This window comes from Sneathiella sp. HT1-7 (genome assembly GCF_020731145.1).
In the GTDB taxonomy this organism is placed as follows: Bacteria; Pseudomonadota; Alphaproteobacteria; order Sneathiellales; family Sneathiellaceae; genus Sneathiella.
This window is the reverse complement of sequence record NZ_JAJFZN010000003.1, coordinates 266,663-284,440: the sequence shown is the minus strand read 5'-3', so window position 1 is coordinate 284,440 and position 17,778 is coordinate 266,663. Positions and strand designations below refer to the sequence as shown.

General features: G+C 51.5%; 21 protein-coding genes. 12 read left to right on the top strand and 9 right to left on the bottom strand.

Annotated elements, in window-relative coordinates:
- Window positions 1–3: 3 nt before the first annotated feature.
- The 6 genes from LKE13_RS11065 to LKE13_RS11040 are packed head-to-tail and all read right to left on the bottom strand — an operon-like array spanning window position 4 to window position 2,984.
- Window positions 4–582, bottom strand: coding sequence for a hypothetical protein (locus tag LKE13_RS11065; RefSeq protein WP_227951289.1), 579 nt, complete (start codon window positions 580–582; stop codon window positions 4–6).
- A complete protein-coding gene (locus LKE13_RS11060; RefSeq protein WP_227951287.1) occupies window positions 563–808 on the bottom strand; it encodes an acyl carrier protein in 246 nt (81 codons plus the stop codon). The genes LKE13_RS11065 and LKE13_RS11060 overlap by 20 nt, the downstream gene beginning before the upstream one ends.
- The gene (locus LKE13_RS11055) at window positions 805–1,074 is read right to left on the bottom strand and encodes a phosphopantetheine-binding protein (RefSeq protein WP_227951285.1); all 270 of its coding nucleotides are present in this window, start codon (window positions 1,072–1,074) and stop codon (window positions 805–807) included. Before LKE13_RS11055 ends, LKE13_RS11060 begins: the two co-directional genes overlap by 4 nt.
- On the bottom strand, window positions 1,067–1,861 hold the full coding sequence (locus LKE13_RS11050; RefSeq protein ID WP_227951282.1) for a lysophospholipid acyltransferase family protein: 795 nt from the start codon (window positions 1,859–1,861) through the stop codon (window positions 1,067–1,069). Before LKE13_RS11050 ends, LKE13_RS11055 begins: the two co-directional genes overlap by 8 nt.
- The gene (locus LKE13_RS11045; protein WP_227951280.1) at window positions 1,833–2,567 is read right to left on the bottom strand and encodes a beta-ketoacyl synthase chain length factor; all 735 of its coding nucleotides are present in this window, start codon (window positions 2,565–2,567) and stop codon (window positions 1,833–1,835) included. Before LKE13_RS11045 ends, LKE13_RS11050 begins: the two co-directional genes overlap by 29 nt.
- Window positions 2,568–2,576: 9 nt before the next feature.
- Window positions 2,577–2,984 (bottom strand): hypothetical protein, encoded by a 408-nt coding sequence (locus tag LKE13_RS11040; protein WP_227951278.1) that lies wholly within the window; start codon window positions 2,982–2,984, stop codon window positions 2,577–2,579.
- Between the two features lie 214 nt (window positions 2,985–3,198).
- Between LKE13_RS11040 and LKE13_RS11035 the strand changes: the two genes are divergently transcribed.
- From LKE13_RS11035 to LKE13_RS10990, 10 genes are all read left to right on the top strand, one after another.
- Complete coding sequence (locus tag LKE13_RS11035; RefSeq protein ID WP_227951276.1) at window positions 3,199–4,278, top strand: zinc-binding dehydrogenase; 1,080 nt, start codon at window positions 3,199–3,201, stop codon at window positions 4,276–4,278.
- 1 nt (window position 4,279) lies between these two features.
- Entirely contained in the window at window positions 4,280–5,776 is a 1,497-nt protein-coding gene (locus LKE13_RS11030) for a PfkB family carbohydrate kinase (protein ID WP_227951273.1), read from the top strand.
- 14 nt (window positions 5,777–5,790) lie between these two features.
- Window positions 5,791–6,633 carry a nucleotidyltransferase family protein gene (locus LKE13_RS11025; RefSeq protein ID WP_227951271.1) on the top strand — a complete coding sequence of 281 codons (843 nt, stop codon included), beginning with the start codon at window positions 5,791–5,793 and terminating at the stop codon, window positions 6,631–6,633.
- Window positions 6,634–6,737: 104 nt separating this feature from the next.
- Window positions 6,738–7,730, top strand: coding sequence for a GDP-mannose 4,6-dehydratase (locus tag LKE13_RS11020; protein WP_227951269.1), 993 nt, complete (start codon window positions 6,738–6,740; stop codon window positions 7,728–7,730).
- A gap of 39 nt (window positions 7,731–7,769) precedes the next feature.
- Complete coding sequence (locus LKE13_RS11015; protein ID WP_227951267.1) at window positions 7,770–8,429, top strand: class I SAM-dependent methyltransferase; 660 nt, start codon at window positions 7,770–7,772, stop codon at window positions 8,427–8,429.
- Complete coding sequence (locus tag LKE13_RS11010) at window positions 8,426–9,415, top strand: thiamine pyrophosphate-dependent dehydrogenase E1 component subunit alpha (RefSeq protein ID WP_227951265.1); 990 nt, start codon at window positions 8,426–8,428, stop codon at window positions 9,413–9,415. Before LKE13_RS11015 ends, LKE13_RS11010 begins: the two co-directional genes overlap by 4 nt.
- Before the next feature lie 2 nt (window positions 9,416–9,417).
- On the top strand, window positions 9,418–10,467 hold the full coding sequence (locus LKE13_RS11005) for an alpha-ketoacid dehydrogenase subunit beta (RefSeq protein WP_227951263.1): 1,050 nt from the start codon (window positions 9,418–9,420) through the stop codon (window positions 10,465–10,467).
- 33 nt (window positions 10,468–10,500) lie between these two features.
- Window positions 10,501–11,490, top strand: coding sequence for a lysylphosphatidylglycerol synthase transmembrane domain-containing protein (locus LKE13_RS11000; protein ID WP_227951261.1), 990 nt, complete (start codon window positions 10,501–10,503; stop codon window positions 11,488–11,490).
- Window positions 11,491–11,492: 2 nt separating this feature from the next.
- Window positions 11,493–11,996 carry a hypothetical protein gene (locus tag LKE13_RS10995; protein ID WP_227951258.1) on the top strand — a complete coding sequence of 168 codons (504 nt, stop codon included), beginning with the start codon at window positions 11,493–11,495 and terminating at the stop codon, window positions 11,994–11,996.
- 3 nt (window positions 11,997–11,999) lie between these two features.
- Entirely contained in the window at window positions 12,000–12,497 is a 498-nt protein-coding gene (locus LKE13_RS10990; RefSeq protein ID WP_227951256.1) for a hypothetical protein, read from the top strand.
- Between the two features lie 15 nt (window positions 12,498–12,512).
- Here the strand turns inward: LKE13_RS10990 and LKE13_RS10985 are convergent, their stop codons facing one another.
- From LKE13_RS10985 to LKE13_RS10975, 3 genes are read right to left on the bottom strand one after another with little or no spacing between them, the layout of a single operon-like run.
- The gene (locus tag LKE13_RS10985) at window positions 12,513–13,373 is read right to left on the bottom strand and encodes an FkbM family methyltransferase (protein WP_227951254.1); all 861 of its coding nucleotides are present in this window, start codon (window positions 13,371–13,373) and stop codon (window positions 12,513–12,515) included.
- A gap of 42 nt (window positions 13,374–13,415) precedes the next feature.
- Window positions 13,416–15,182, bottom strand: coding sequence for a thiamine pyrophosphate-binding protein (locus LKE13_RS10980; protein WP_227951252.1), 1,767 nt, complete (start codon window positions 15,180–15,182; stop codon window positions 13,416–13,418).
- Window positions 15,183–15,200: 18 nt separating this feature from the next.
- Complete coding sequence (locus tag LKE13_RS10975; protein WP_227951250.1) at window positions 15,201–16,109, bottom strand: SDR family oxidoreductase; 909 nt, start codon at window positions 16,107–16,109, stop codon at window positions 15,201–15,203.
- Between the two features lie 120 nt (window positions 16,110–16,229).
- Between LKE13_RS10975 and LKE13_RS10970 the strand changes: the two genes are divergently transcribed.
- Both LKE13_RS10970 and LKE13_RS10965 read left to right on the top strand, forming a co-directional pair.
- On the top strand, window positions 16,230–17,171 hold the full coding sequence (locus LKE13_RS10970; protein WP_227951248.1) for an NAD-dependent epimerase/dehydratase family protein: 942 nt from the start codon (window positions 16,230–16,232) through the stop codon (window positions 17,169–17,171).
- A gap of 24 nt (window positions 17,172–17,195) precedes the next feature.
- Window positions 17,196–17,768 carry an SIS domain-containing protein gene (locus LKE13_RS10965; RefSeq protein WP_227951246.1) on the top strand — a complete coding sequence of 191 codons (573 nt, stop codon included), beginning with the start codon at window positions 17,196–17,198 and terminating at the stop codon, window positions 17,766–17,768.
- The last annotated feature ends 10 nt before the right edge of the window (window positions 17,769–17,778 follow it).

Genomic DNA, 17,778 nt, shown 5'->3' with positions numbered 1-17,778 from the left:
CAATTAACTCACTTTTTTGCGTTTCACAAACAACCGGAGAATATATTCTCCCCCGAACATCAGGCCAATCAACAAATATGAAATAAATCCATTGTAAAGGGTCCATAAGGCCAGATCGGCGTGTAGCGCCGTCCAGAGCGAAATGGAGGCATTAACGAGAAAGAAAATGACCCAGGCCTCCGTCACATGACGCGTATAATTCATCGCCTGAGCATCAAGCTCGCCTTCCATCATCCGTGCAAACCGTTCGATTATTGGCGGTGGGTAAATCAGGGAATAAGCAAAGACCGCCGCGAAGGAAAGACTGATCAGCACGGGATAAGCCTTGATAGCGAGCATTTCATTGATCGCCAGCAGAGCAACAACCGCGCCCAGCACGAGCAGATATATCCAGGCTTCCGATTTGCGTGTCTGCCGGCTTTTGTTTAACAAAAGGCGCAGAATTAGAAAAGCGACAAGCGCCAGTCCGACAACCAACGGGGAAAATTTCATCAGTCCGAAATAGACGATAAAGGGATAGGCAATACTGATCAGGACGAGCAGAAGGTCCAGCGGCCCTGCTTTAAGCCGCCAAGAGGGCATGAACCCGATCCACCACATCACCTACCGAGCGCACAGTCCGGAATTCATCAGGTGGAATTTTCTTTCCCGTCAGATCCTGCAGCTTGACGACCAGATCCACCGCATCGATGCTATCAAGATCCAGATCTTCATAAAGCTGAGCGTCTTCGGAAATGAGGTCCGGCGGAACTTCGAACATATCTTCAAGATATTCGCGAAGTTTTTCATATATCTCGTCGCGGTTCATGCCCCTACTACCTTCCTTTCGGATGTAATGAAGCGCGCGAGATTGCGCACAGAAGCGAAATGCTCCTTCAAATCATCAGTTTTGTTATTAATTTTAATGCCGTAGGTTTTCTGTATGGCAACACCGAGTTCCAATGCATCGATTGAATCGAGCCCCAACCCATCCACGAACAGGCGCTCCTCACTGTCAATCTCCTCGGGCGTAATATCCTCAAGGTTCAAGGTCTTGATCACCAGCTTCTTAATTTCAAATTCAAAATCATTCATTGCAAAGTTTTCCAACATAATACTGCTCCAACTCACGCGTGAGCTTGCGTACCTTTAATGACCTTGGTTCATGCCTCAGATAGTCGGTCATGTCCAGTTGTTCGTCAAAGGTAATATCAAAACGAGCCTGGCGCGGAGGGATAGCATACCAGGGACTTCCTTTCGTTAAGGTTGACGGTTTGCATATTATTGTCACTAGCTGGATTGGGGCGCTGAAATGCGTTGCAATATTGGCGACTCCGCGCTGGAATTTAAGCGCCTGCCCCGGCACTGACCGGGTGCCTTCGGGGAAGACCAGAATGTTCTGTCCGTTCTTCAGGGCCTTCTCACACTGAGCCAGCATCATTTCCGCATCACCATCATTGCGGATATATCCCGCCGCACGCATCACGCCGCCAAGATAGGTATTGTTCCAGAGCTCATGCTTGACGATACATTGCACATTGGGCATCCGCGACATCAGAAAGACCGTATCGAGCAATGATGGATGATTGGCGACGATAAGAGCCCCGCGCACATCCTTAATTCTTTCAGTATCATGGAAGCGGGAGTCAATAATGCCACCGACCCGAAGCAGATAAACGAAAACCCGAAAGGCGTAATAAATGGTTTTACGTACACGGCGAATGCGCGACGTTTCATCCTTGGTAAAAAAGGCAATGGGCGCAAAAATAAAAATTGTCATAAATATGCCGCCAAGACCAAAGAAGGCAAAGGCGAGGCCCGTCCCGATCAACCGCCAGACATAATTTAACCGGTCAAGCATGGCGGCGACACGACCAGTCACCCTCCGGGCCGGACCAGTTCCAATCAGTTTCCCCACGCAGTAGAAACCGAATAAAACTTGTGAGCGGATCCCCCGGCGCAGGCCGTGTCTCTGTACCGGAAAATCCGAGGGAATATGCCTCTCCACCGTCCTTCGCTTTACTGATGAGCAGCGCCAGTGCACAGACGGGCACATCAGCATCCTGGAAGGGCGAATAGAAATCAGGGAGTGTTTCATCAGCATGCAACAGCAATACCGGTGAGATCGGGTCTTCCTTAAGACATGTCAATGCCTCTATTAGGCCCAGACACAGGCTTTCCTCACCAGCGGCAATCGCTGTCTGCGCCGCTCGGTTTTTACTGACAATGGACAACATACCGGCAAGAGAGTTATGCACCGACATACCAAAACCGGTGGGGGAAATAGGCTCCTCCACCGCCAGGCTTTTCAGCAACGACAACATTTGCGTTACATTGCCGTTGCGAGAGCTGAAAACAACACGGGGAGCCTCTTCTACCTCGACATCCATAGCGACACGTAATGCAACTTTACCCAACCGGGAAAGTCGTCGACGCAGTCCTGCCGGGAGGTCACGCACATCCGGCGTGGCCTCCTCGACTGGCAAGCCGACATCGTCGTCAGCCCATAGTCGCCATGCCTCTGGACTATCGAGGGACGGTGCCCAAGCAGACCAGCGCTGAACCGCAAAAGGAATCCCCGCCTCCATCAACCTTCCTTACGCCTGAAGGGCGGCGACGTTCAGACTCTTGTTGATATCGTTCTGCAAGGTCCGGATCCATTTATTATAGCTCCGGTGAATTTTCGATCCATCATACAGCAAATCAACGCTGGAAACATAATTGATCGAATAGTCTTTCTTGGAGTAGGTGATGTCAATGACTGCAACATGTGTGCGGTTGTGCAAGGTTGCCTTCATCTTGCCCGGCGTAACTTCGTTGACAACCCAACCACGGTTAATGGCGGCAGTCTGGATGATTGTACCAATATTTTCCAAGGATGTTTCCTGAAGCTTGACCGGAACCGGATTAGCTTCGGCATTATAAACAGGCTGAACACGCCCAAAGCACCCGCTGACCAAAATTGCCAGTGCGGTCACCATCGCTAATTTAAAAAACTGTTTCATCGCTCTCGTCCTTCCAAAGACTACATACCCAATGCCCGATTCTCCGGCCGGGCCAACCGGCTGCTGAAATGATTTACAATCCCTGAGATTGAATTGCCAGTACGAAACTGACTTTTTTATATCACTCACATTTTCTGCTAGCGTATAGTCAAGGTATCATTCTTAGCAATCTGCTGATATTGTCAGCACCGCCCCACCAACGGAACATTTTTGGTTGAAACTAGAAGGTGTAAAATCAGTCGATATGAAGGCCGCTGTTCTTTTCGAAACCGGAAAACCCTTGCGTCTTATTGACGGAATTGAACTCCCCGCCCTCCTCCCCGGCCAAGTCGAAGTCGAAATCGCCTACAGCGGAGTCTGCCACAGCCAGCTTATGGAGGTTCGTGGAAAACGCGGGGAAGACAAGTATTTACCACATCTACTCGGTCATGAGGCGACGGGAGTTGTGAGGGCCACGGGCGAAGGTGTCCGCAAGATAGCCGTCGGCGACAAAGTTATTCTCGGTTGGATTCGCGGCGAGGGAATGGAAGCTTCGGGCGCACTTTATAGCTGGCGCGACCAGGTCATTAATTCCGGAGGTATTACTACATTTAACGAACGAGCTATTGTGGCGGAGAACCGTCTTGTACCTCTCCCTGCCGGACTCCCCATGGATCTTGGTGTACTTTTTGGATGCGCCATTCCGACAGGTGCCGGTCTTGCACTCAATGAAATCAACATCACTCCGGATGATATGGTTGTCATCATTGGTATCGGCGGTATTGGCGCTGTCTCACTCATGTACGCCCATTGCTGTAACCCAAAAAAGCTCATTGCGATCGATGTCAATGAAGAAAAGCTTGAAGCCGCGTTAAAACTCGGTGCGAGCCATGCGCTCAACGGTGGCGATGCCGATATTCTGGAGCAAGTCGTTGCACTAACGGACGGGATGGGGGCGGATTACGCCCTCGATGCCGCAGGACATACTGCAACCATCGAGCTTGCCTTTAATGCCGTGCGGCGCAATGGCGGACACTGCGTATTTGCATCTCATCCCGCCGCGGGCCAGAAAATTTCCATAGATCCATTCGAATTGGTTAACGGCAAGCATATTCACGGTAGCTGGGGTGGCGGAACCCGACCAGACCAAGACTTACCGCGCTTTTATCAAATGGCAGTGGACCAGAATTTGCCACTCAAAAATATGATCACCAAACGCTACAGCCTTGACAATGTCAACGCCGCATTGGATGACTTGGAAGCGGGCCGCGTCATGCGCCCCCTATTGGAAATCAATCCATCCCTTGGGGAGTGAAATGACAGCAACCCTGAAAGACCATGCCTCCCGAATCTCCGCCCAATGCGCGGAACGTGGCGCTAATAAGAAAATCGGCATGGTGAGCGGCAACTTCAATGTAGTCCATCCTGGCCATCTCCGACTGTTGAAATTCGCAACCGATTGCTGCGATATCCTTGTCGTTGCGGTCAATGCAGACGACCGGCTGGGCGTGCTGGTGCCTGCGCATCTTCGGCTAGAAAATATTGCCGCAATCAGCTACGTGGATTATGCCTTTATTCTTGAAGATGACCTTGCCGATGCTATTGATACTATCCGCCCGGACCTTATCGTTAAGGGCAAAGAGCATCAGGAATTGCATAATCCTGAGCGCGACGCATTGGCAGCTTATGGCGGCAAGCTGCTGTTCAGTTCAGGTGACGCGGTCTTTTCCTCAATTGACCTCATTCAGGCGGAGAGTGAGAGGCCAACCTCAAATTTTAATTTAAAGTCCTCCGCGAACTATCTGAATAGGCACAATATAAGGAGTGAAGATTTCTCCGCTATTCTCGACCGATTCGATAACCTGAATGTGCTGGTAATCGGCGATTTAATCATCGATGAATATATTACTTGCGATGTGCTTGGCCTCTCAAGAGAAGATCCGACCATTGTTGTCACACCTGTGCTAGAGCAGAAATTTATTGGCGGTGCCGGAATCGTCGCAAGCCATGCACGGGGACTTGGCGCAAAAACCAGTTATCTCACCGTTTGCGGCGACGACCATGAAGCAACGGATGGCCAGAAAAAGTTGGAGGACTATGGGGTCGAGGTCATACTTGCTCGTGACCCAAGCCGTTCGACCACACTCAAACAACGTTTTAGGAGTGCGGGCAAGACGCTCCTCAGGGTCTCTAAACTTAAACAGCACGCGATCGAGCAGAGCCTGCAAGACGAAATTTTCGATCATTTCACACGCCTTGCCGCTAATCTGGATCTTCTGGTTTTCTCTGACTTCAACTACGGAGTTTTACCGCAAAGCCTGGTTAATCGCATCGCGGCCTATTGCCGGGAACGCCAAATTCCGATGGTGGCAGATAGCCAAACTTCTTCTCAGATCGGCAACATCGCCCGGTTTGAGAAAATGCTGCTGCTCAAGCCAACTGAGGTTGAGGCAAGGCTCGCCATCCAGAACCATGATATCGGGCTGGTCGCCGTCGCAGAAGCGCTCGCGAGGAAATGCGACCCGGAGCATATTCTCCTCACCCTCGGTGCGGAAGGGACATTAATTCAGACGACCCACCCGGATAAAAGCGCATGGATGACAGACCGTCTTCCGGCATTGTGCGCGTCGCCAAAAGACCCTGCGGGTGCAGGTGACGCCATGCTGGTCTCCGCCTCTCTCGCGCTGGCCTGTGGCGCGTCCATATGGGAAGCTGCCTATATCGGATCGGTCGCTTCAGGATGCCAGGTGGCGACGGTCGGCAACCGACCACTCAGCATCGATGAAATCCGCCACGAGCTTGGTGTACTCTAACAGGAGGCGTTAAGATGGAAGCTCTCTTACTTGCCGCCGGCCTCGGCACCCGCCTGCAACCGCTGACGTCAGAGCTGCCAAAATGCCTTATGCCCATTCATGGCCGTCCGTTGCTAGGGCTCTGGCTCGAAATGCTGATAGCAGGTGGAATTGAACGAATTTTCATTAATCTGCATTATCTTGCGCCAATTGTTCGCGAATATGTGTCGACAAGCCCATATGCACAACACGTGCAATTTTTGGAAGAACCGGAATTATTAGGAACGGCGGGCACCTTGAAGACTTTCAGGGATGAAATTTCCAGCGAAGCTCTACTTTTGGCGCATGCAGACAACCTAACACTCTTTGATGTCGGTGATTTTAGGAATTCATTCAAAGACCGACCGAAAGACTGTGCACTCACCATGATGACATTTGAGACGGATGATCCACAGAGCTGTGGCATCGTGACCCTCAACAAAGAAAAAAGGGTCATTGATTTCATTGAGAAACCAAAAGCGGATATCGGCCGCCTCGCCAACGGGGCAGTCTATATAATGGAACTTGCGGCTATTGATAAAATTATGGCGGCAAGTCCTTCGATTACGGACTTCAGCACCGAGATACTGCCGCATTTCATCGGGCGCATGAACAGCTTCCATAATGATCTTTATCATCGGGATATCGGCAATGTAACGGCGTTGGCTGAGGCGCAGAGGGAAATTCGGGATAAGACGCAAGCAATGTCACTTATCTCTTCGGTTCCATCCTATTGGTCTGCGGATGAGACCCGTCAAAACTATCTCCGCCAGTTTCAGGCCTGTTTGGCATTAGCCTCACTCGATACAAAGACAATAGACCTGATGACAACTAATTAGGGGCAAAAGAAATGGACGTCCCTCCCTCAAAGATGTAGTTAATAGATGATTTTTAATGCCCCGCGTATTCACAGGAACCACGCCAGACTGACCGGTAATTTTTCATGACCCAGAATTTTTTAGTCCTTGGCAGCAATTCCTTCTCCGGCGCGAGCTTCGTCGCCCATTTATTGAAATCTGGATACGTTGTGCACGGCGCGAGCCGATCTGCCGAGCCCCATGACGCTTTTCTTCCCTATAAATGGATAAGCGAGAAAGATAATTTCCAGTTCCACCAACTTGATCTGAACAATGATCTCGACAAGATCATTGATCTTGTCGTGGCGGAAAATATCACCCATGTGGTGAATTTCGCGTCACAAAGCATGGTCGGAGAAAGCTGGGCAAACCCCGGGGACTGGTTTCGTACTAACGCGCTTTCCACGGTATTGCTGCATGACGCCCTTCGCAAACTGGATATTCTCGAAAAATACGTCCATATCTCGACACCGGAGGTGTATGGCAGCACCTCTGGCTTTGTCCGGGAAGATCACGTCCTGAACCCGAGCACGCCTTATGCCGTCTCCCGCGCTGCGGCGGATATGAGCCTCAACAGCTTTTTCAAGACCTACGACTTTCCGGTCACCTATACCCGGGCGGCCAATGTTTATGGCCCCGGCCAGCAGCTCTATCGCATTATTCCGCGCACGATCCTTTATGCGCTCACCGGTCAGAAGCTTCAGCTTCATGGTGGCGGACATTCGGAGCGTTCCTTCATTCATATCGAGGATGTTTCAAGTGCGACGCTTAAAATTGCGCTGAAGGGTGAGTTGGGTGAGTGCTACCACATCTCAACTCCGGAACTGATCAGTATCCGCGGCCTTGTGGAAAAGACATGCGCAGTTCTCGGTGCAGACCCTGCGGATATGATCGAGGTGGTTGGTGAACGTCAAGGCAAAGATCAAACCTATAGTCTCGATGACGGCAAGCTTCGAAAAACTTTAAATTGGTCTGATGAAATCTCACTCGACCAAGGAATTTCCCAAACCGTCGATTGGGTGCGGAACAATCTGGAAGCGCTAAAACAACAGCCGCAATCCTACATTCACAAACCATGACATTCTCCGAACTGAATAGATAAGGAAACTAGGTCAACAATGGGACAGGAAATCGATCTGCTGGTAAACTACCCGAAGACAAAGCGGGATTTGACACAGCGGGGAAATGAAAAGACCGAAGAAGATCGCGCCGTCGCCCGACAGTTCGGGGAGGCGTTTTTTGACGGAGACCGGCGCCACGGCTATGGCGGGTTTTCCTATAATTCTCGGTTCTGGCAGCCTGTCATACCGACTTTTCAGGAGTATTTCGGTCTTACCGGAACTTCCAGCCTTCTCGACGTGGGTTCTGCGAAGGGTTTCATGCTCCATGACCTGAGGGAGCTCATCCCTGGCATCACGGTGCGCGGGGTCGATATTTCGGATTATGCGATTAAGAACAGTATCGAAAGCGTCCGTGATTTTGTGTCCGTCGCCGACGCACGAGACCTACCCTTTGATGACAACAGCTTCGATGTCGTGATCTCCGTCAACACGGTTCACAATCTCGAAAAAGAGGATTGCGGCAAAGCATTGCTGGAAATTGAGCGTGTCTCACGCGGTAAATCCTTCATCACGGTCGATGCCTATCGCACGGATGAGGAATATGAACGCATGCAAGCCTGGAACCTGACGGCCAAGACAATCCTACATGTCGATGAGTGGAAAGCCTTTTTCAAAGAGATCGGCTACACGGGCGATTACTACTGGTTTATCCCATGACACCAGAGCTGACCAAATCACTGGCCCGCGGTATGCGCCGCATTCGCACGGTCGAGGAAACTATCGCCGCGCGCTATCGCGAACAGGAAATGCGCTGCCCGACCCATCTTTCCAGCGGACAGGAAGCTGTCTCTGCCGCCGCTGGCGCGCTTCTGCGGCACAGCGACCTCACCGTCAGCGGTCATCGGGCTCATGCGCATTATATCGCGAAAGGTGGAAACCTAAACGCGATGATCGCCGAGATCTACGGTCGAGTGACCGGCTGTGCCCGTGGCAAGGGCGGCTCCATGCATCTAATCGACGAGACCGTCGGCTTTATGGGCTCAACGGCGATTGTCGGCGGCACGGTGCCCGTAGGTGTCGGCCTTGGCTACAGCCTGATGATGAAGGGCGGAGATGATATCGCCTGCATTTTCCTGGGTGATGCCGTTGTCGAGACTGGCGTGTTTCACGAGGCCCTCAACTTTGCGACCCTGAAAAACCTGCCGGTACTGTTTATCTGCGAAAACAATTTCTACTCCGTCTATTCCCCGCTCGAAGTCCGCCAGCCTACTGCGCGGGAAATCCATGAAAAGATCGCTGGCTACGGTATTCATACGGCATCGGGAGACGGTAATGACGTTGCGGCGGTTCATGCAATCATGTCTGACGCAATAACGAAAATTCGGACGGGCGGCGGACCCGCCTTCCTTGAATTCTCAACATTCCGCTGGCGAGAACATTGCGGTCCAAATTTTGACGATGATCTCGGCTATCGCCCTGATCCGATGATCGAGGAATGGACCGCACGTGATCCTATCTCGCTTTTCGAAACCAAGGCCCTATCTAAAGGTAGTTTGAAACAGGCGGATATTGATGCCATGCAGCAAGAAATTGACGCGGAAGTGAACGCCGCGTTTGACTTTGCGCGTTCGTCCGATTTTCCGCCCGCGGAAGAGGCCGCGATGCATGTCTTCGCTGATCATATGACGGGAGGCATGCAATAACCATGCGCAGCTTTGCCAATGAAATTCGTGATGGTCTTGATCAGGCGCTGGCAGAGGACCCCAGCGTTCTAGTTTTTGGCCTCGGCGTTCCGGACCCCAAGGGCGTTTTCGGGACAACCCTGGATCTACAGGAAAAATACGGCGAGAAACGTGTCTTTGATATGCCAACATCAGAGAATGCCATGACAGGCATCGCGATTGGCGCCGCTCTTGGCGGCTTCAAGCCTGTTCTAACCCACCAAAGGCTTGATTTTGCGCTTCTTTCCATGGACCAGCTGGTCAATAACGCAGCCAAATGGCACTTCATGTTTGGCGGCAAGCGTAGTGTCCCGATCACCATACGGATGATCCTGGGACGCGGCTGGGGCCAGGGGCCGACCCACTCCCAAAACCTGCAATCCTGGTTTGCCCATATTCCAGGTTTAAAAGTTGTCATGCCGGCGCTTGCATCGGACGCGAAGGGCTTGCTCCTTTCCAGCATATTCGATCCCAACCCGGTTATTTTCCTTGAGCATCGCTGGCTCCATAACGCCCAGACGGAGGCTGCCGATACCAACAGGCCCATTCCGCTCGGCGAGGCTAACCTTCTGCGGGAAGGAGACGCGGTGACCGTCGTTTCCGTCTCCTATATGACGATTGAGGCGCTGCATGCCGTCGATGTCCTGAAAGAGCAAGGCATTTCATGTGATCTGATTGACCTCAGAAGCATCTCGCCCATCGATTGGCCAAAGATCGAGAAATCAGTGAAGAAGACAGGTAAGCTGCTGGTGCTGGACACAGGTTTCAAGAGCTTCGGCATTGCGGCCGAGATCATGGCACATATCACGGAGACCTGCTTCAGGGACCTGACACTCCCCCCGGCTCGCTTAACGGCACCGGATTATTCGGAGTCGACCAGTCCGGCACTCACAAAGGATTATCATATTCGGGCCGAACATATCGCTGCCAGAATTGGGGAGATGACAGAACGTGAAATCTCGACCGAGCCAATTTTGAACGCCCGGAATGCCGCGCATGATGTGCCAGGCAACTGGTTTACCGGCCCGTTTTAGGGGCTCGCTTTGGCGGAAAAGGAAACGGGCAGATTGCTTTTTACAATTCTTAAAATCGCGATAGGAATTGGCTGTATCATCGCCCTGATCCATTTCGACTTTATCGATTTCAGCCTACTTGCAAATGCACTCTCCGCGCCGGGGGTTGTTCTCTTTGCCTTTACCTGTCTACTGTTCACTGTCTTTATCGGCGCGCTTAGGTGGCAGATCCTGATGCGCGCCCTGCACACGGAAATCGGCTATCTGCAATCCCTGAACTTCACTTTTATCGGTCAGTTCTTTAACGTCTTCCTGCCCGGAGCCTATGGCGGGGATTTTGTGCGCGGCGGCCTCGCCTATCGTCTGCACAAGGACAAGCTCGGCGCGATCATGATGAGCAGCCTCGTCGATCGCCTGACCGGCCTTGTCGGCTTGCTCGTGATTTCACTTGCTGTTTTGGCTCTGATCCCGTCGCAATTTCAGTTCTGGATCGGACTAATTGTTGTCACAAGTTTGGCGCTTGCGTTCTGTTGTCTTTTCGCCGCCGTTAAGTTTAAGAGGTTATTTATAGCGATAATACGGCTCATGCCGGGACCGTTAGAGCGTATTCTGATGCGTATATTCGAAACCGTCGTCGGGGCGCTTGAAAGATACTGGAACCGCAAGATGGACCTTGTCGCCGCCATCGCGCTCTCCGTATTTCAATATGTGCTGGTCCTGGAATCCCTGCACCTTCTCGGCGGTGCGATGGATATCACCGGCCTTTCCTGGATCGGCTATATTGTCTCAGGTGTCGCAGGGTTATTTGCCAACGCCATTCCCATTTCTCCCGGTGGCCTCGGAATTGGTGAAGCGGCATTTGGTCAAGTCGCCCATCTGCTGGAGGATCAAACCACAAACACGGCCTATAGTTCCGTCTTTCTGTTGATGCGGACATTGACTTTGCTCACCGCAGTATTTGGCGTGATCCCCTTCCTGCTATATCGCGATACCGTAAATGCTGTTACCCGCGAGAAGGACAAACTACATCAGGGCGGCGCCTAGCCATGTATCAGAATGTCTTTTTCCTGCTGCTCTTGTCGATAATGGCCGGGCTGTGCCTGCATGTCCTTTCCAGTCGGCGACGCCATGGCAAAGGCATTTATCAAATGGCCATTCTGCTGCTGAACGGCAGCCTTCTCGTGATGATTTGCCTGTTTCTTTTGATCGGCATCGACCTCACTTTTGAACATCTCGTTATCGCGGTGGTGTTCATCGAAAGCTTTGTCGCAATTTACTGCCTTATCCTGATCGGCGTTGTCAATGACTCCCCAACCCTCGCCATTGTAAAAGCTTTGATGTCGGCCAGGCCGGAAGGACTAACTGAAGAAGACTTGGACAAATTTATCAAAGCGCATCCGTTTGTTGGGTCTCGGCTGGAGGCATTACAAATTACAGGCGATGTTGTCGAACAGGACGGCGTTATCGCCCTGACCATCAGATCACAATGGATTGTTCGGATAATCTCGCTCTACACGCGGCTTTTGCGTATTGAACGGGAAACCGGCTAGATCATGATCACAATATTTACCACCATAGTCAGTGTTCTCACCATCGCGGTTATTTGTGATCTGCTGATCGCACGGACAAGCGGCAAACGGTTGCTCGGGTATATGACGAGCTTTGTAATCACACTAATCGGGCTACCGCTGGTCCTCGTGTCTGTCATGACACCCATCGATATTTTTGCGATGGTCATCGCGCTCGGGATCGCCCTGATGTGGTGGTTTATTTATCTCAACCTTGTACAAGCCGTAGAGTCTTCCTTACGCATCCGTATGCTTCGAGAGATTGAGGCAGAAGGCGGCTCAGTCGATATCGATAAGCTCAAATTAATCTATAACGATGACCGACTGATCCGTATTCGACTGAAACGCCTTGAAAAAGGTGGCGCTGTTATCCTGAAAAACGGACGGCATCACCTAAATTCCGGAAAGCTGGAAAAAGCCGCGCATTTTTTTACAACCCTCAAACGTCTATTATTAAACCGTCGAAGCCAGTTTGATGCTTAAGTCCGCCGTGAACGCCTATCCCCAGAACATGTTTGATCTACTGGAAATAAACAGGCTACCTTCCTTGTAGGAGGTCGGAACATCCCCTAGAGTTTCTACTTTCTGCCATCCCTTCTTCTGGGAGAAGAGGCTCACACCGAGACTGCTGAAGTAGCTATATAATTCGTCCGCGTTTTCTGGTGTACCGACCTCGACAACGGCGTCAAGTTTTTTCCAGTACTCAGCCGGAATGGCTTTCAGGATAACCGTCTCATGGCCTTCCGCATCGATTTTCGCAAAGTCCGCCCCCTTGAAAACATCTGAAGCGGCTTTGACCTCGACCATATATTTCGTGAGATCGCCATAGGGATTGCTCTTTGCGCCCGCCAGGTGGCTACCTGTTGTATTTCCCTCAACCCGGATAAACTCCGCCTGCCCGTTGGTATCGGAAACAGCCGCCTTGACCGGGGTCACGTTCCCGGTAACTCCATTCACTTCCAGCCGGCCTTTCAGCCAGTCAAAATGCCTGTCGTCCGGCTCATAGCTAGTGACCGCGAAGCCAAGCTTCGCCATCAGGATCGAATGCAAACCCAGATTTGCGCCGATATCAACGGTCGTTTTATAGCGATCCTTATTTGCATGATAGAAACTGAACAAAATCAGTTCGTCTAGCCCGAAAAGATCGAGAGAGTCGATTGCCCCCATTTTCTGATAGGGCATCACCAGAATTCCAAAAGGCCCGAAAGGAACAGGCCCTCCTTCCTCTGACGTAAAGGCAGAATTTTTGATAAATTCAAGGCAACACGCGTCGAGAAATTTATACAGTGGACTAGTGCGTGCATGCAGCGCGGATGTTGTCTGCAAGGCTTCGAATAGATTATTTTCCGCTAAGTTCATCACATGCTTTCCCGTTATTCGAATAGTTAGAGTGTGCCATCTTTATCCATTATATTTCGGAATGACCATCTCTTCTTCCAGAACTTCATCATCCAGAGCCGGAAGCTGATCTTCAAGTGCGGCTCCGAACTTTAGCACCGGATAGAGCCGTTGCTCCGGATTAATCTCAACATTGACGAAAACAGGTCCTGCTTCCGCATATACTTCCTGAAGCTGCGCCTGCATTTTTGCCGGATCGTCTATCGTGATTGTCTTCAGCCCCATGGAGCTGGCAACGGCAGGAAAGTTAGTAAAGGCAAGACCGGAAGGTTCATGCACCCCGACATAATTGGCACCGAGCCATGTCTCCAGCGTTTGTTTCTGAATCCCGTGACCATGATTATTAAAAAGAAAAATCCTGAGCTTCATCTGATGCTTGACGACGGTTGCAAGTTCCGGAAGGCAGACCATCAGTCCCCCGTCCCCGATCAGGCAGGTGAAAGCTTCATCCGGCTCCGCCGCCGCAGCTCCGATTGCCGCCGGCAGTGAATACCCCATCGGCGTATTGTTCCAGGCGCTGTGAAGGCGCTGACCGCGCTTGAACTGAAAGGCATTACAGGTCCAGGTTAAATTGCCACCGGTATCGGCAAAAATCGCTTCTTTTTCAGGCACGAACTCAGATAGCGCATCGATAAATTGGTAGGCATTGACAGTGCCCGGATTTGGCACCGGATCATAATTTTCACCGCCAAAACGGGCCTTCCATTGCGCGATATAGCCATGCCATTGCTCAAAGTCAGGGTGGTTCTTCTCTGCATAGCTATCGATAATCGGCAGAGCGTCTTCCATGCGAGCGGCGACTCGGTGTTTGACCGAAATACCAAATCCATCAAATTTATCCATCTCACCGGCGCTGATATCGATCATCGCGATTTCCGCCGCGCGTGCAAATGACGGAAGTATGCCACCTGTTAAATTCTGAGAAAGACGCGAACCCAAGCACAACAGAAAATCTGCATTCTGCACCACATAATTCCCAATGCGCGGCGCATAAACACCGAAGCTACCGATCTTGAAAGGATGGTTATGGGGTAACAAGTCAACGGCGGCCCAGCTGGAAAGCACCGGCGCGCCCAGTTTTTCGCAAAGAGCCGCAATATCATGGCCGCACTCAGGGGTTTTTAAACCACCACCCAGAATAACCGCCGGACGTTCGGCGGCAAAAAACCGCTCCATGATTTTATAAACGGGCGCGTCCAGATCAGGTTTTGGCGGTGGATCTGGTGTAAAGCCTACTAGGGTCTCTGGGTCGATCTCGGCGCGTTGAAAATCATCCGGGATATCAATCAATACAGTGCCGGGACGCCCTTCAAACGCCATATGATAGGCTTTTTCCAAGCAGTAGCGAATATCCTCTGGCTTCTTGAGCTGTACCGCATATTTCGTCACGGTCTCGAAAATGGAAACGACGTCAGTCTCCTGAAATCCGCGCTGGCGGATGTCGAGATTGCCTTTCAACCGATGCGATGCCACCTGTCCCGTCAGCATCAATGTCGGTACACTGTCATAGAAGGAACAGCAGGTACCGGTCAGCAGGTTCGTTGCGCCGGGTCCGCTTGTCGTGATCGCCACGCCGAGTTTCCCGGTCAGCCTTGCATAGCCATCCGCTGAAATCGCCGCGCTCTGCTCATGTTGAGAGCAGGTAAAGTCGATGGCAGGATTCTTGGAGACAGAATCCAAAAGATGCACCGCTGCGCCGCCTGACATGCCGAACACCTGCGTCACGCCCTTGTTGGCGAGAAAATCTATGACATAAGAAGATAGTTTCATCGATCCCGTCTCAATTTTTCACTCGCTTTTATGCTGATTGCCAGAGCGGCGCAATCGGAACATGTCATTATCTTCCCGAAGGGCCTTGACAAGTTCTCCCCCGCCGTCTCTCCAATCGTCATGAACAACAGAAAAATTTCGCCCCGCTGTTTCAGGATGTGCGAAGCACCATTTGATCAGAGCATAGATATCAGAAATAGGTGTCCCCTGCTCCCGCGTTTCAACGAAGGATCGGGTTGCTACCAAGTTATCGCCCGCGGCTTCACCCGCTGCAAGCGTCTGGTCATGTATCTTGCTGGCAACCCAACCTGTCCCAAGGGCGACGCAATGTAGGTCCGGTGTTTCATCGCTGATAAGCTCGCAGAACTTCACCAGCATCACCTTACCGAGTGAGTATGCGGAATAGTTGGCAAAGGCGCGGTTTATAGCTCCCCCCACAAGGAAAGCCACCTTTGCAGACCCAGTTGGTCGGCGATAAGGATAGAGATGATGGAGCAATTCCAACTGGTGCAATGAATTGATCATGATGGATTGACGCCAGCTGCTGGCCGGGAGGTCGACGAAATGACCGATTGGCTCCAATAATCCAACAGCGGAGACATATTCATCCCAAAAAAGGCCCCGCTCCGCGAGAAAAGCCAATACATCAAGGACTTCTTTCTCCTTCGCGATGTCGCAGGCGATCAGAAAAACATCGTCTCGATCAGCCAGTTCGCCAAGATGTTCGGGCTGGCGGTATGTGCCGATCACCTGGTATCCTGCCGCAAGATAGAACGTCGCCAATTCCCTGCCGATGTCACTTGAAATTGCCGCAATAAATACTGTTTTCGGAGTCGTCACACCAACAAGCCTATCTGCATCGCGAACCGGATCCCTGACAGGCCAGAACCCTCCGCCAGCCACTCTGCTCCAACGGGGAACCGACATTCCGATTTGCATTAACTATGACCTGTGTTACACAGTTTGAAACTTTTGACAAGTAGGGGAAAGAAAGACCGGCAACGGCGATTATTGCCGCCATGTCAGGATCTTCGAAGGGTTAGATTTATGCGTCTATTGGTAACGGGGGCCTGCGGATATAAGGGATCGGTACTGGTTCCGAAACTTCTTGCGGAAGGCCATGAAGTAGTGGCTTACGATATCCAGTGGTTTGGCAGTTTCCTGCCCGCGCATGAGGCCCTCACCGTCGTTCAGGGGGATGTCCGCTTCTTCGATACGGCGTTGCTTGACGGTATCGATGCTATTATTCATCTCGCGTCAGTTGCCAACGACCCCTGCGGTGATCTCGACCCAAAATTAACTTGGGAAATCAGCGCCCTTGCTACCATGCAGCTTGCGGACAATGCCGCCCGTGCCGGGATTAAGCGTTTTATCTATGCCTCATCTGGAAGCGTATATGGCGTAAAAGAGGAAGAGCAGGTTACGGAAGACCTCACTCTGCTGCCGATATCCGAATATAACAAAACCAAAATGGTTGCCGAGCGGGTGATGCTAAGTTACGCCGATCAGATGTGCGTGCAAATTGTTCGTCCGGCCACCGTCTGCGGAGTATCCCCCCGGATGCGGCTGGATGTCTCTGTTAATATGCTGACCATGCAGGCGTTGGTGAATGGCAAGATCACGGTGTTCGGTGGGGAACAGGTTCGCCCCAACATTCATATAGATGATATTGCCCGGCTCTATATTTTCCTCCTCGACCATCCGGAAGTCACCGGCGTCTATAATGCTGGTTTTGAAAATTTGAAAATCATCGAGATTGCGGAGCGGATCGCGGCGAAAATTCCTTGCGAGATTGAAGTAACCCCGTCGAACGATCCCCGGTCCTACAGAGTGAATTCCGATCGCATCCTTGCCGCGGGTTTCAAACCGGAAAAATCCGTAAACGATGCCATCACAGAGGTTATCGCTTCCTATCAGCGCCGGGACCTGCGCGATGAAGATCGCTGGTACAATCTCCGCTGGATGGAGAATATGGCTAAAAGCGCTTAAGCGCCTCAATAAAGAATAGATTTTATGAGCCTCTCTTTCTCTGATTACAGTACCCGCTTAAGCAGTGCCCTTGTTGCTGCAGATCCGGCAAACATTAATACGCTCTGCGATCATCTTCTGGCAGCATGGAAAGATAAAAGGCAGCTCTTTCTCTGCGGCAATGGTGGTAGCGCCGGCAATGCAGTCCATATCGCTAATGACATGATTTACGGGATCGACCGCAAAACAGGCAAAGGACTGCGCGCCCATGCCCTGCCCGCGAATACTGCAATCCTGACCTGCCTCGCCAACGACGAGGGGTATGCCGAGATTTTCGCCAAGCAACTTGGCGTCTATGCCAACGCCGGTGACGCGCTCGTTGTTCTTTCAGGTAGCGGTAACTCTCCGAATATCCTTCGCGCGCTTGAATATGCAAAAGACAACGGATTAACCAGCTTTGCCATTCTCGGTTATAGCGGTGGAAAGGCCAAGGAACTTGCCGATTATCCAATCCATTTTGCAATCGACGACATGCAAGTTTCCGAAGATAGCCAGCTGGTCGTCATGCATTATGCAATGCAATGGCTTGCCGAGCGTGCCCGCGAAGTAACCCTTTGAGAATTCGGGA

What these genes read in the sequence shown, in the direction of transcription:
- LKE13_RS11065 (WP_227951289.1), bottom strand. Translation starts at nt 582, where the DNA reads ATGCCCTCTTGGCGGCTTAAAGCAGGGCCGCTGGACCTTCTGCTCGTC.
- LKE13_RS11060 (WP_227951287.1), bottom strand. Translation starts at nt 808, where the DNA reads ATGAACCGCGACGAGATATATGAAAAACTTCGCGAATATCTTGAAGAT.
- LKE13_RS11055 (WP_227951285.1), bottom strand. Translation starts at nt 1,074, where the DNA reads ATGAATGATTTTGAATTTGAAATTAAGAAGCTGGTGATCAAGACCTTG.
- LKE13_RS11045 (WP_227951280.1), bottom strand. Translation starts at nt 2,567, where the DNA reads ATGGAGGCGGGGATTCCTTTTGCGGTTCAGCGCTGGTCTGCTTGGGCA.
- LKE13_RS11040 (WP_227951278.1), bottom strand. Translation starts at nt 2,984, where the DNA reads ATGAAACAGTTTTTTAAATTAGCGATGGTGACCGCACTGGCAATTTTG.
- LKE13_RS11030 (WP_227951273.1), top strand. Translation starts at nt 4,280, where the DNA reads ATGACAGCAACCCTGAAAGACCATGCCTCCCGAATCTCCGCCCAATGC.
- LKE13_RS11025 (WP_227951271.1), top strand. Translation starts at nt 5,791, where the DNA reads ATGGAAGCTCTCTTACTTGCCGCCGGCCTCGGCACCCGCCTGCAACCG.
- LKE13_RS11020 (WP_227951269.1), top strand. Translation starts at nt 6,738, where the DNA reads ATGACCCAGAATTTTTTAGTCCTTGGCAGCAATTCCTTCTCCGGCGCG.
- LKE13_RS11015 (WP_227951267.1), top strand. Translation starts at nt 7,770, where the DNA reads ATGGGACAGGAAATCGATCTGCTGGTAAACTACCCGAAGACAAAGCGG.
- LKE13_RS11010 (WP_227951265.1), top strand. Translation starts at nt 8,426, where the DNA reads ATGACACCAGAGCTGACCAAATCACTGGCCCGCGGTATGCGCCGCATT.
- LKE13_RS11005 (WP_227951263.1), top strand. Translation starts at nt 9,418, where the DNA reads ATGCGCAGCTTTGCCAATGAAATTCGTGATGGTCTTGATCAGGCGCTG.
- LKE13_RS10995 (WP_227951258.1), top strand. Translation starts at nt 11,493, where the DNA reads ATGTATCAGAATGTCTTTTTCCTGCTGCTCTTGTCGATAATGGCCGGG.
- LKE13_RS10990 (WP_227951256.1), top strand. Translation starts at nt 12,000, where the DNA reads ATGATCACAATATTTACCACCATAGTCAGTGTTCTCACCATCGCGGTT.
- LKE13_RS10985 (WP_227951254.1), bottom strand. Translation starts at nt 13,373, where the DNA reads ATGAACTTAGCGGAAAATAATCTATTCGAAGCCTTGCAGACAACATCC.
- LKE13_RS10980 (WP_227951252.1), bottom strand. Translation starts at nt 15,182, where the DNA reads ATGAAACTATCTTCTTATGTCATAGATTTTCTCGCCAACAAGGGCGTG.
- LKE13_RS10975 (WP_227951250.1), bottom strand. Translation starts at nt 16,109, where the DNA reads ATGTCGGTTCCCCGTTGGAGCAGAGTGGCTGGCGGAGGGTTCTGGCCT.
- LKE13_RS10970 (WP_227951248.1), top strand. Translation starts at nt 16,230, where the DNA reads ATGCGTCTATTGGTAACGGGGGCCTGCGGATATAAGGGATCGGTACTG.
- LKE13_RS10965 (WP_227951246.1), top strand. Translation starts at nt 17,196, where the DNA reads ATGAGCCTCTCTTTCTCTGATTACAGTACCCGCTTAAGCAGTGCCCTT.